Source organism: Vibrio sp. D173a (assembly GCF_030248475.1).
On sequence record NZ_JAHGAH010000031.1, the window covers coordinates 14,218 to 27,329 of the forward strand.

Below are 13,112 nucleotides of genomic sequence, written 5' to 3' on the forward strand. Positions count from 1 at the left end.
TCCTATCAAAGGATTTGAGATATCATTATCAATAATTAGCGGCTCGAAATAACCATATAGACACTCAGCTACGGAAAGCATGAGTGAATGATGAGACCGCACGTATTGATACATGTAAGGATTTTATCTTGCTGCGCCAAATAGCCCTATTTTTTGGGGCTTTTATCCTCTCATTTCAAGCAATTGCTTCAAGTGAAGCGAATGCGATCTTTTACCCTTTGCCGAATCAGGTTAAGGGCACTTTCATTGCTGCGAAAAAATTGTTCCCCGGTGAACAAGGTGGGCTCTGGATCCATGATGTTCATGGTCGTGTTCTGTTCTATGATGGTCAAACCACACTGCCAAAATCCGGTAGCTTCCTCAGAAACAAAGTAGAGCAGTTGGCTTACTACAAAGGTTCATTTTGGACATTTATTGAAAACGAGGTGTATCAAACTTATCCGAACCAAGAGCGCCGTTTAGTCTTTAGCCTCAACCCTGGCTCTCAGATCCGTAAGATTGGTTCATCCGGAAACTATATTTGGGTCAGTGATGGTGTGCAGTTCTATACCTATAATGTTGAAACCAGCGAACTGAACTCCTTTTCTCTATTGCAGCTCTATCAGCATAGCAATAACAGTTACGTCTATATTAACGACGCTATCTTTGTCGAAACCAAGTGGGCGTTGGCGACAACTTCAGGCGTATACCTATCAGAGGGCAGCAAGTTTAATCATGTTGTCTCATCGGGCAAAAATTACATCGAGAAAGTGTATTACTCCCATACTCGTCGTGAAATCTTAGTCGGCACTTTAAAAGGCGCGTTGATATTTGATATCTATGAGCCAGGCAAGCCTGTTATTCGAATTGGCGCTTCTCATGTCTTAACCTTTGCTGAAACCAATCAAGAATACTGGGTAGGGACAGAGCAAGGTCTTTATTTGTATTCCTTCTTAACTGGCGAAGTAACCCAAGTGACACCAGCAAGTTTTCTAGAACTAGAGCTCGCTAGCACCAAAATTTACTCGTTGCTGAACGATAATATGGGGGGAATGTGGATTGCCACCAACCAAGGCATTCGCTATTACTCTCTGTTTAGTAAAAAGTTTGAGCGAATCACGTTCAGCAGTTATGACCAGCAAATGCTCTCTGGTCGTATTCGGCAGACGCTTACCGGACCCGATGGTGCACTTTGGTTTGCGGACGATCATAAGTTGTATCGCTCGAACAATGGCAGCATTACCGATGTGTTAAATGTGTCGTCACAAATTAACGAATTTGCTTTTCAGGGAGAGAGGCTCTGGGTTGCCACGTCCACGGGTTTGGAAATATATAGCCTGAAAAACTTACAGCAGATGACATTCCCTTACCTGCAAGTCATCGCAGGCAAGACAATCGACCATATTACCGCTGATGGCCCCAATCGCCTTTGGGTATCCAGTGGTTATCAGCTATTTAATATTGATGCTGTTAACCAGGCTATGAGAAATTTTGGCAGTGAATGGTTAGTGAGTAAGTTCTTACCTGCGAAGATTACGCGTCTGTGCGACAAGGAAGAGTTGCTGCTGATAGGGACTGACCACGGCGTTTACGAGTATGACGGAGAGCGAATTCGCTTTAACCATTTTTCAGAAAAGTACGGTGAATCGCTCGATATTATTACCGCAAATGATGGTTCGCAGTGGTTTGCTTCCGCCTATGGCGTTTTCAGAACCGTTCCGGGCAGCAATGAAAAACAAGTGATGGAGATGAGTGTCGCAAACTCTCGCCCAGCTTGTTTGCTTAGTGATTCGGAAGGGGTGTGGCTTGCTTCTTCTGTTGGCTTAAGTTACTACCATTTATCTGGACAGCTCATGAAGCATTACTCTTCTTCATCGGGCCTTATCAATAATGAATTCTTACCAGGCATTTGTAACGTTATCCGTCGTGCTGAAGATAGTGATCGCCAACTTATCTTTGGCTCTCAGTATGGGTTAGTTAAAGCTGACTCGTCTAAATTGCTGGTTTCTAACACGCCAGAATCTAAGCTTATTGTTAGCCAAGTCATGCTAGAAAATGAAGTGGTGCAAGTGGGTAGTGCCGACTTAGAAGAGATGAAGCTGCCTTATGGATCGTCCCTTAGTTTCCTTTTTGGTGTGATGCCCAAGCCTGACAATCAGAATTTGTATTATCGCTTAAATGAAAGTGAGAAATGGCAAACGTTAGAAGGTGGGCAATTAACGTTAGAACACCTTAATTCTGGCGATTACCACTTACAGGTTAGTAATGACTTACAACTGGCTTCGGGTCTGATTGGATTAGATTCCAAATTTACGGTGCTTAAACCATGGTATCTATCGAAGTTGGCCATATCGGGTTTTACCTTGGCTGTTATTGCGGTTCTTGCCCTTCTAATGTATTGGCGTTCACGCTATGTGCTGCAAGCTAACCGAGATCTGGCAGCTCAAGTTACGCTAAAAACCAACCAGCTGCGCCATCAAAGTCGAGTGTTGTTGACCAGTAACCAACAATTGAGAAAGCAGATTCAGGTAAGAAACCTGCTGGTGGATCATGTTGCTCAATCGATAAAGTCGAGTATTGATTCGATCGCGAACAAGCTTCCTATTGATGTGGATTCGGCAACTCAAGACCATTTATCCAAGACCTACTGGCAATTGAACGAGCTTAAAAGTGCTCCTGAAGACACCAGCAGCGGCAGTCAAAATTACAACTTAAGTCAGATAACCCAATCGGTGGTGGATGTTTGGCGCGAGGACTTTTCAAAAGCAGGCATTAATGTCGAACTGCAAGATGAGCAAAAGGCGAGCCGTATTTCATTAGAGAGCTTTAACCTCGATGTCATCTTTAACAGCATCTTTGCCAACATCATCAAGCGCTCGTTCCGGGGGCAGTTGGTTAAATTAACACTGGAAGAGGGCAGTGATATTGTCTCGCTGAGCTTCATTGACCATGGTACTCAGTTGCCAAGTAAAGCATCGACAATACGCCCAACGAGCACCAACAATGTTGACTTAAGTATGGATAACCTGCCTCAATTAGTTGCAGCCAGTGGCGGCCATTTATCGATGTTCACTTCTGATGCTCAAAATAAAATAGAGATTTCGTGGCCATGTGCTCAAGAGCCAAGCCATGTTGAGGAGGCGCTTCCTGAGTTTGCTCAGACACAGCAACCTCAACAAGAAGAGATGTCGCCTGAGCAAGAGTGGTTAATGAAAGTGTATCAGTTAGTGGCTGAGCACTACCACGACCCAGAGTTTGGTACGGCATCTGCCGCTAAGATGTTGTTTATGTCTGAGCGAAGCTTGCAGAGACGATTTAAGTCGGCGTCGTCCAGAACACTAAAAGATTATGTAACGGAAGTCAGGTTGGAGACCGCATGTGAGCAGTTGCTAGCTGGTGAGAAGATCAGTGAAGTTGCCTTCAACTGTGGCTTCAATGACCCATCCTACTTTAGCCAGAAGTTTAAATTACACTTTGGGTTACCGCCGTCTAAGTTCGCGATGACACAAGAGAGCCAAACAAGCCCATAGTGCTAATTCAAAGTTTATCTAGCCCAGCTATTAGAGTTGGGCTTTTTTACGCTTGTAAGACGAGCGGTATCATAAAGAACGCGATATGGATGCTAGGTAGAAGGGTAATCAGATTTAATCTGGCGGGATGCGGGATGCGGGATGCGGGATGAAAGGCTCGATCCATCTAACGAGGAATACATGTAGCACAATGGCGATATAAAATTGCGATAGGTAACGAGAATAATTGGTTTTTTTTCGAGGAAAACGTTTAGGGATTATAGGACGTTAAGTGATAAGCGAATGAAGAAAGAGAAGAAAAAAAATATCGTGGTATAGCCGGGGGGACTATACCACGGGTGTCAATGACACCTTCGCTTGCTGCCGGAGTGACATGTTGCCATGCCACCTCTGGAATTCTTTTGAGTGGCTGTTGCCTCTAGATGGGTTAACTATACGAGACCTTACTTATTTTTCTTATAAAAATAACGACAGCTTTATGTGAGAAAAGCGACAAAGTTTTATTTTGACATTAAGTTTCTGTTTTTAAATGAAAATTAATGTTGCCCAACTTGGTTTGTTACGGACGTGTTAATTTTTGTCAGCCTGAAAATATTCGATTTTGACGAAAATGACGTGATATAACTTGACGGAGTTAACGTTAAACTGTCGGTAGTAATAGTGAAATCTTTGATTTCACACAATGATTAAGGTGATGTAGAAGAGTAGAATCGGCGCATTAAATAGTCTTAATAATAATATTTATCATTAGCAATACTCTTAAGGGCCACTATGAAGCTATCAGAAATTAAACCCGGAGAAACGGTGACCATCCGATTATTGGAAGGTCTCACATCGGATGTCAGAAAAAAGCTGATGGTTATGGGGTTATTGCCAAACACAGAAGTAAAAGTGATTCGACGTGCGCCAATGGGTGACCCACTGCAAGTTGAAGTCCGTGGTGTTTCTGTTGCGTTGCGAGAAACCATTGCGCAGAACATCGAAGTGGAGCGAGCATAATGCAATACCAAATTCTTACTGTTGGTAACCCTAATAGTGGTAAAACGACGCTTTTCAATGGCCTGACTGGTGCTAAGCAGCAAGTCGGTAACTGGGCTGGTGTGACTGTTGAAAAGAAAACAGGTCAGTACAAACATGCTGGTGATGAGTTCTTACTGACAGACCTTCCGGGTATCTACTCTCTAGACAGTGGCAACGACAGTAACAGTATCGACGAATCAATTGCATCTCGTGCGGTACTTACTCATCCTGCAGACTTGATCATCAACGTGGTGGACGCAACAAGTCTAGAACGCTCTCTATATATGACGTTGCAGCTGCGCGAACTCGGTCGCCCAATGATCGTCGTGTTGAACAAGATGGACGCGCTTAAGCGTGAGCGCCAAGTCATTAACGTTGCAGAGTTAGAAAAAACATTGGGTTGCCCAGTGGTGAGTTTGTCTGCAACAAATAAAGGACAAGTTGCAGAGTTTAAAGAGAAGCTGCATAAGTCTGTGGTTCAAGGTGTTGCACTAAAAGAAATGTCTTTGAACTACGGCGAGCAAATGGAAGCGGCGATCAACAACGTTTCGGCTCTTTTCAATGATCAAACCGTTTCCAACCGTGCTCTAGCGATTCGTGCGCTAGAAAAAGACGCATTGGTTCTTAACAGCATGTCTGATGCTGACCGCAACAGCGTTGAAAACACGATCGCTGAGCTTGAACTGGATGTTGACCTGCACGTTGCCGACACAAAATACACACATCTTCATGAAGAGTGTAAGAAAGTACGCCGTAGTGAAGGTAAGCTAAGTCGTAGTGTGACTGAAAAGCTAGACCAGTTCATCTTAAACAAGTGTGTGGGTATCCCGTTCTTCTTTGTTGTGATGTACCTGATGTTTATGTTCTCTATCAACATCGGTAGTGCGTTCATCGACTTTTTCGATATCGGTGTTGGTGCGATATTAGTGGATGGTGGTCACCACTTGTTAGACGGTCATTTACCAGTGTGGTTAGTGACGGTGCTTGCTGACGGTATCGGCGGTGGTATCCAGACTGTTGCAACCTTCATTCCGGTTATCGCGTGTTTGTATCTGTTCCTAGCGGTACTTGAGAGCTCAGGTTACATGGCTCGTGCTGCATTTGTACTTGATAAAGTCATGCAAAAAATCGGTCTGCCGGGCAAAGCATTTGTACCACTGGTTCTTGGCTTTGGTTGTAACGTACCGTCAATCATGGCGACTCGTACCTTAGACCAAGAGCGTGAGCGTAAACTGGCTGCATCTATGGCGCCGTTTATGTCATGTGGTGCCCGTCTGCCAGTATACGCGCTGTTTGCTGCGGCATTTTTCCCTGGTTCTGGTCAGAACATCGTATTTGCACTTTACCTACTTGGTATTGTGGCAGCGATCTTCACGGGTCTTTTCCTTAAGCACACGCTTTACCCAGGTAGCAGTGATAGTTTGGTGATGGAAATGCCGGACTACGAGCTTCCTACTCTACAAAACGTTGTAATCAAAACATGGCAAAAGCTAAAGCGCTTTGTATTGGGTGCAGGTAAAACGATCGTCGTTGTTGTTGCTATTCTTAGCTTCTTTAACTCGCTAGGTACTGATGGCAGCTTTGGTAACGAAGACAGTGAGAACTCTGTACTTTCTAAAGCAGCACAAGTCGTAACACCAGTCTTCGCGCCAATCGGTGTTCAAGAAGATAACTGGCCAGCGACAGTAGGTATTATTACCGGTATTTTCGCGAAAGAAGCGGTGGTTGGTACGTTGAACAGCCTATACACCACACCAAGCGATGGTGAAGAAGCTGAATTCGATCTAATGGGCAGCCTAGAAGAGGCGGTAATGAGTATCCCTGAAAACCTTGCTGGCTTGAGCTACTCAGATCCGCTCGGTATTGAGGTTGGTGACTTAACAGACTCAAATGCAGTGGCAGAAGACCAAGAAGTTGATGCGTCTATCTTTGGTAACATTAAAGCGAAGTTCGCCTCTGGCAATGCTGCATTTGCGTACCTAATCTTTATCCTACTGTACACTCCTTGTGTGGCGGCGATGGGTGCCTACGTTCGTGAATTTGGCCATAAGTTCGCCCGCTTTATTGCAGTTTGGACAATGGCGTTAGCGTACTTATGTGCAACGTTCTACAACCAGTTGACGCACTTCGCGGATAGCCCGATTACCAGTGGTATTTGGATGGCAGCGATCGTAGCTATCTTCTTTGGTACGTATCGTGTGTTCAAGCGAGTTGGCAAGAAGCAACAAGGTTCGTTAGAGGCGCAAGTAGCATGATTTTAAAAGAGCTTTATCAATACATTGCAGACAAAGGAACCGTCTCCCAGTCAGATCTGGCTAAGCAGTTTGGGATGAGTGAAGATGGTGCCGACGCAATGTTAAGCGTGTGGATTAAGAAGGGTAAAATTAGCCGTCTAGTCGACACCAATAAAGCTCATGACGTGACTCGAGTACGCTACTCGGTGACCAAACAAGATGGTCTATCTCTGACAGTCACCATGTAGCGATTGTCAGAATTAGTCACCTAAAAAGTTATCACTTAAAAACGACAAAGCCGCATCTGTAACGATGCGGCTTTTCTTTTTCTGGTTATTGTTTATGAATACTGCGGAATCAATGCTCTTCAGAGTGTTTAGTCGCGCCTAACCCTAGGAACTTCAAACCAAGACTTAAAACTAAAATCGAAATAGGTAATGTTAAGATCGTCCAATCTAAGCTGTCGAAGTTAATCAGTACGAGCTCTAAGAACTTCACAAATAAGATCACGATGATGACTTCAGCCAAAATATTTTTTAGGTGGCCGATGTTTGGGGTTCTGATCCAATGCAAAACCGACAGTTCTTGTGTTTTCGCTTTAGCTTTGTTGGAAATAAACAGTGTGTAGATGCCGTGAGCAAAAATGAACAAAACTAACGCGACAAGAAACGTATCCAGTGACTTGATCAAATACGCGATCGCGATGTCTGCTTTATCTAAATGTGCGAGTGCTTCTGGAGGTGTTTGATTAAGAATGAAGACCGCAAATGCCGAATAGGTTTTTGCTGCGCCCATAACAAAAAGCAAGAACGAAGCAGCCATAGAACAGATGATGGCGATCCAGCTAACGTATCGGAATGTGTTGAAGACTTGTTTCATGATGACCCTCTCTAATTGAGCTGGCAGTCTAAACAAGTTTGATTTAAGTGATAATCCCAGAAAAATGAGAAAGATTGTTACAAATATGTATTAATCTCTCTCTGTCTATTTCAGTCGTATTCAAAGACGAATTATTTTCGCTAGCAGTGCTTATGCCTTTTGGAAAATAGAGCTCAGTGACAGCACGTTTTTAATGCGACCAAGTAATTCGTTTTGCTCTTCTTCTGTACGGAATTCACCTTTGGTGTTACCCCAAACCGGTCCCGGCCATGCGACGTCATCTTTGAAGCGAGCAATATGATGAATGTGCAGCTGTGGCACCATATTACCTAGTGCACCAAGGTTTAGCTTGTCTGGACGGAAGGTTGCTTCCAGTGCTTGGCTTACCGCTTGAGACTCTAGCAAAAACTGTTGCTGTTCTTGCATTGGCAAGTGGTGAAGCTCTTTTAGGTTTGCACGTTTAGGGACCAAGATAACCCATGGCACGGCGTTGTCTTTATGCAGAAGCGCCACACACAGTGGGAAGTGGCCGATAACGGTGGTGTCTTTTGCCAGTTGAGGGTGCAGTTCAAAACTCATTATGTTATCCGATTTGAATTGAATGACATCAGTATACGCCAGATAAAACAAAAGGTTGACGCTTTCACGCCAACCTTTCTAAATCGTCTCGATTCTCGAATCGCTTACATACGCTCTAGAGTATCGATACCTAGTAGAGACAGACCTTGCTTGATGGTCTTCGCTGTTAGGGCTGCTAGTTTCAGACGGCTTTGTTTCACTGTTTCGTCTTCAGCAACTAGGATAGGGCACGCTTCGTAGAAGCTAGAGAACTGACCTGCTAGTTCGAATAGGTAGCTACACATGATGTGTGGTTGGCCTTCACGAGCAACAGATTGAACCGCTTCTTCGAACTGCATAAGTTTTGCGATAAGCGCTTTTTCTTTCTCGTCAGTGATCTTAATTTCACCTTGTAGATCATCCATAGAAACGCCAGCTTTAGCGAATACAGATGCTACGCGAGTGTAAGCGTATTGCATGTACGGTGCAGTGTTACCTTCGAACGCTAGCATGTTGTCCCAATCGAACACGTAGTCTGTGGTGCGGTGCTTAGAAAGGTCTGCGTATTTAACCGCTGCCATTGCAACTGTGTTCGCGATCGCTTTCTTCTCGTCTTCTGCTAGTTCTGGGTTCTTAGATTCGATCAGCTGTGCTGCACGAACTTCTGCTTCATCTAGAAGATCAGCAAGACGAACTGTACCACCTGCACGAGTCTTGAATGGCTTACCATCTTTACCTAGCATCATACCAAACGCGTGGTGCTCAAGAGATACAGACTCTGGCACGTAACCCGCTTTACGAACGATAGTCCAAGCTTGCATTAGGTGTTGGTGCTGACGAGAGTCGATGAAGTAAAGTACGCGGTCTGCGCCTAGTTCTTCGTAACGGTATTTCGCACATGCGATGTCCGTTGTTGTGTATAGGAAGCCGCCGTCGCGTTTCTGAACGATAACGCCCATCGCTTCGCCGTCTTTGTTCTTGAATTCTTCAAGGAACACAACTTGTGCGCCGTCATCTTCAACCGCAAGACCTTGTGCTTTAAGGTCCGCTACGATCTTAGGTAGCATGTCGTTGTACATGCTCTCGCCCATTACGTCATCACGAGATAGAGATACGTTTAGACGATCGTAGTTGCGTTGGTTTTGGATCATGGTTACGTCAACCAGCTTCTTCCACATTTCTGCGCAGAACTCGTCGCCGCTCTGCAGTTTCACAACGTAGTTACGTGCCTTCACTGCGAATTCTTCGTCTTCGTCGTACAGTTTCTTAGACTCACGGTAGAAGCCTTCAAGGTCAGCTAGCTCCATAGAAACTTCGCCAGACTCTTGCTGTACACGCTCAAGGTTTGCGATAAGCATACCGAACTGAGTACCCCAGTCGCCGATGTGGTTCGCACGGATCACTTTGTGACCTAGGAACTCAAGAGTACGTACTACCGCATCACCGATGATGGTTGAACGTAGGTGACCAACGTGCATTTCTTTCGCAACGTTTGGTGCAGAGTAGTCAGCAACGATAGTTTGAGCTTCGTCTGCTGCAACGCCAAGGCGTGAATCAGCCAATGCCGCTTCCGCTTGCTTCGCTAGGAACTCTTCGCTTAGGAAAATGTTGATGAAACCAGGACCAGCGATTTCTGTCTTGCTCGCAATACCGTCTAGGTCTAGAACATCCAGTACTTTCTGTGCAAATTCTCGTGGGTTAGTACCCAGTTTTTTAGCAACGCCCATTACGCCGTTTGCTTGGTAGTCACCAAATTGTGGCTTTGCTGATTGGCGTACCGCCGCAGGACTGCCTGCAGGTGCGCCAGCGGCTTCTAGAGCCTGAGATACTTTGTCATTAATAAGTGCTTGGATATTCACACGCGTTTCCTTCAATTCAAGGACGAAGAACTCGGCGAAGTAAGTGCCAAGTTCTGCTGGAGTTCACAAAAATGGGGCTAATGATAACAACTTTATTGCTTTTCATACAGAGAGGAATTGGGGAAATTTATACTTTTTCGATTGAATGGAAATGAGGCTTGGTTTGCGTTTACTATTGCGCTCAGAGTAATGAGATAAATAGCCCCACAAGAGAGCCACAATGACGACTCAACTAGTTAAAAAACGCCTAGCGCCTGAATTGATGATCCAAGATTTGGATGCATTTATGGCGAAGATTGAAGAGTTTGCATCCCTGTTAAAACTGGATCTGAGCTTTGCTCAAGCTGACCATATTGCGTTGCGTATTAACGATACTGATACCGCAAAAGCTGCGCATGAGGCTTGGAGTCAATACGGCAAGGTGATTTCACAAGCGAAAATCAACGGTCGCCCAATTATTGTTATTGAGTTCGATAAAGCGTTGGAAAGCCGTGGCTGGAAGATTGAGTGCCTGGAGCTGCCATACCCTGCGGAAGGCAAAATCTACCCAACTGAAAGCTGGGAACATGTGGAGTTTGTGATTCCGTCTCATGCCGAAACCGCAGATGAGTTTCTTGCTGATTTGAAACACACTTATCCAGAGTTTGGCACACGCTTTAATGAGTTAGAAGAGCTGGGTGTGAAGATCAAACTATCGAGCCCGAAAGGGGAAGGCGAACGCTTGAATAACCCAACGGTGGCGTTTAAGTATCAAGGCATTTGTATCAAGCTGCACCCGCATTCACTCAAGCGTATTGTTGAGTCTGAGCAGTCGTAAACGCTAGAGTGAAGATTGCTTAGTTGTTGGAAGTAAAAAGGGAGCCGAGGCTCCCTTTTGCATGCTAACTATTATTTAGTCAGTGACTTGCTTTTTGGGTTTGTAATGGAAAGCTTTTTGCCTTGCAACTCTTCATCTAGAGGCAGTGTAAAAGTTTTGGCAAACGGCATTCGTTTACAATGATCCGCCTTGTCTCTAACGATAGTAATAAGAGCCTCTGTCTCTGAGCTTTGCTCTATTTTTAGGCTAAAGTCCTCGTTTTCACTGCAGCCGTTAGACTCTGTGATAAATGAAATTTGACTCTCACTTGTCCGATAAGCCTCTACCATCATTGCTTGGTGCTCAGGCGTCTGGTTTGTTTGCAGTCCTGCGTTTGCTGAACATGCAGTTAAACTGATAGTGCCCAAACCAAGTAGCAATATTTTGAGTCTATGTTTCATCTCGTTACCTTTTTTTGCGTCGTACGAATGAACCTGCAGCCAGTAACATCAATAGGCCAATAGATAAACTGCCGCCTGAACTAGACTTTTTATTAAAGTTGGTACCAGTGTTGCCAGTATCGCCCGTATTATCTGTGCTGACTGACATATTTATATTACGAATAACTGCTTGCGCGCTGTAAATACCACTCGAATTCGGTTGTTTGAGGTATGCAAACGCTATTGTATTAGATGTTTTGTACAGATCGATCTGGAGCTCTTCATAAGCGAGGAGTTGGCGGGTCACATAGTTAACTTGACCATTAACAAAGATGACAAAGTAATCAAAACCATCGGACATTACTTTGAGATCCATGGTAAGTTTGCCCTTCGGAAGATCGGTCAAAACCAGCTCAGATACACCAGGATAAGCTCCCATATCCGCTGATTGCAGTTCACCATTTTCAGCCGTCCAAGCGTTTTGACCGGTATAAACATTTGCGTCTGCTAGCGGAATGGCATTACGCACTGATCTGCTTGCTTTATCTACACCTGAATACTCGAAAGTTGTTGTGAGTTTGGACAGTTTCGGATGATCGGTAAAGAGCTCTATCGTTGTTGCTGATTCCGAATAGCTAGGTTGGTAGCCGACGGTAATTTGACAGCTTTGCGAAGGCTTTAAGGTACCAGTACAAGTGCTTTTCTCGATGGTACTTCCGTATGATATTGTGCTTTGGTAGATGTTGAATGGGATAGTATCGTCATTACGAATAGTAAAGGTCTCTTGCTGCGCTTTTCGCTCAACGAAACGAAGATCTCGGTACTGAGTGAAGCTGATAGTATTGCGATGGCTATCTATCCAACCATTGTGTTGAAAATGAGCGACGTTGGCGTAAACACCATAAGCGTTTGGTTGAGCACATCCATCCCCCCAGCTGACCACGCCTAGCAATTTGTTGATACCGTTATCATCAACGATGAGTGGACCGCCGCTATCTCCTTGGCAGCTATCTTTTCCTCCCCAATAGTATCCCGCACAGATGCCATCATCTGATACGTTGGCGTAATTTCCTTCTAGGTTTTGGCAGGTCTCTCGATCCACATACTCTAAATCAACTTGTTGTAAAACAGCCGGAAATTCCCTTCCTGTCGTAGAGGTGTTTCCCCATCCTGCGACATGTACTTTATCTCCTGCGCGTACGTTAGCTAGAACTTCTGGCGTGGCAAGAGCAATAGTTGCGCTGTCGACACTGCGTTCCAACTCAATAAGAGCCATGTCATTGTTCGTTGTTTTGCTGTTATATGCATCATGTGAATAGATATTTTTAACGGCGATGCGCTGTGCTTGAGACTCTCTGTTTTTGTCATAAAGACCAAGAACGATATCCAGATCGTCCGCATTGAGGTCTTCTACGCAGTGCGCAGCAGTTAATACGTATTTTCCACCAAGGAAACTACCGCCACAGAAGTGACCAATAGATGCTGGCTGTCCTTTACGTACCAGTGAAGCAATAAACTTCCAGTCAGAAGTATTGGCTGGCTCACCGCCGATAATGCGAGTGGATACATCATTCTTAACAGGCTTAAGAGTATCTGCGATTGTGGTTGCTGGCAAAGTCAGCCCAATCAGAAAAGCCACTAACGTTTTTTTCATTTTAATTCCGTAATATTAAATTGATTTTATAAAAATGAGAATGAATTATAGATAGAGTTATTACTCGAGTAAATAGCTGAAAGAGAATGAAAAGCTATAAAAAAATAGGGGGAGTGGTTCTCGGGATTTATTGCGGAAGATACTGTTGAAAAATAAACCCGCC

At 44.5% G+C, this 13,112-nt stretch carries 10 protein-coding genes; 5 read left to right on the forward strand and 5 right to left on the reverse strand.

Annotated features, from left to right (window positions below; all coding sequences use genetic code 11):
* Positions 1 to 128: 128 nt before the first annotated feature.
* The 4 genes from KIV40_RS04570 to KIV40_RS04585 all read left to right on the forward strand — a co-directional run bounded on the left by KIV40_RS04570 (position 129) and on the right by KIV40_RS04585 (position 7,011).
* The gene (locus tag KIV40_RS04570; RefSeq protein WP_285348081.1) at positions 129 to 3,509 is read left to right on the forward strand and encodes an AraC family transcriptional regulator; all 3,381 of its coding nucleotides are present in this window, start codon (positions 129 to 131) and stop codon (positions 3,507 to 3,509) included.
* A 771-nt stretch (positions 3,510 to 4,280) separates the two neighbouring features.
* Entirely contained in the window at positions 4,281 to 4,508 is a 228-nt protein-coding gene (locus KIV40_RS04575) for a FeoA family protein (protein ID WP_005426705.1), read from the forward strand.
* Complete coding sequence (gene feoB / locus KIV40_RS04580) at positions 4,508 to 6,784, forward strand: Fe(2+) transporter permease subunit FeoB (protein ID WP_285348076.1); 2,277 nt, start codon at positions 4,508 to 4,510, stop codon at positions 6,782 to 6,784. The genes KIV40_RS04575 and feoB overlap by 1 nt, the downstream gene beginning before the upstream one ends.
* Positions 6,781 to 7,011 (forward strand): FeoC-like transcriptional regulator, encoded by a 231-nt coding sequence (locus KIV40_RS04585; RefSeq protein ID WP_005426709.1) that lies wholly within the window; start codon positions 6,781 to 6,783, stop codon positions 7,009 to 7,011. The genes feoB and KIV40_RS04585 overlap by 4 nt, the downstream gene beginning before the upstream one ends.
* Positions 7,012 to 7,120: 109 nt before the next feature.
* Here the strand turns inward: KIV40_RS04585 and KIV40_RS04590 are convergent, their stop codons facing one another.
* The 3 genes from KIV40_RS04590 to argS all read right to left on the reverse strand — a co-directional run bounded on the left by KIV40_RS04590 (position 7,121) and on the right by argS (position 10,059).
* On the reverse strand, positions 7,121 to 7,642 hold the full coding sequence (locus KIV40_RS04590; RefSeq protein WP_285348077.1) for a YqhA family protein: 522 nt from the start codon (positions 7,640 to 7,642) through the stop codon (positions 7,121 to 7,123).
* A gap of 150 nt (positions 7,643 to 7,792) precedes the next feature.
* Positions 7,793 to 8,221 (reverse strand): HIT domain-containing protein, encoded by a 429-nt coding sequence (locus tag KIV40_RS04595; RefSeq protein ID WP_005382194.1) that lies wholly within the window; start codon positions 8,219 to 8,221, stop codon positions 7,793 to 7,795.
* Positions 8,222 to 8,325: 104 nt separating this feature from the next.
* Positions 8,326 to 10,059 (reverse strand): arginine--tRNA ligase, encoded by a 1,734-nt coding sequence (gene argS / locus KIV40_RS04600; RefSeq protein WP_038892096.1) that lies wholly within the window; start codon positions 10,057 to 10,059, stop codon positions 8,326 to 8,328.
* A 220-nt stretch (positions 10,060 to 10,279) separates the two neighbouring features.
* Here argS and KIV40_RS04605 point away from each other — a divergent pair, with 220 nt between their 5' ends.
* Complete coding sequence (locus KIV40_RS04605; protein WP_285348078.1) at positions 10,280 to 10,876, forward strand: VOC family protein; 597 nt, start codon at positions 10,280 to 10,282, stop codon at positions 10,874 to 10,876.
* A 71-nt stretch (positions 10,877 to 10,947) separates the two neighbouring features.
* Here KIV40_RS04605 and KIV40_RS04610 read toward each other — a convergent pair whose 3' ends face one another.
* Both KIV40_RS04610 and KIV40_RS04615 read right to left on the reverse strand, forming a co-directional pair.
* Positions 10,948 to 11,316 (reverse strand): hypothetical protein, encoded by a 369-nt coding sequence (locus KIV40_RS04610; protein WP_285348079.1) that lies wholly within the window; start codon positions 11,314 to 11,316, stop codon positions 10,948 to 10,950.
* Positions 11,317 to 11,320: 4 nt separating this feature from the next.
* Positions 11,321 to 12,949: a serine protease gene (locus KIV40_RS04615; RefSeq protein ID WP_285348080.1), complete on the reverse strand. Its 1,629-nt coding sequence runs from the start codon at positions 12,947 to 12,949 to the stop codon at positions 11,321 to 11,323.
* Positions 12,950 to 13,112: the final 163 nt, after the last annotated feature.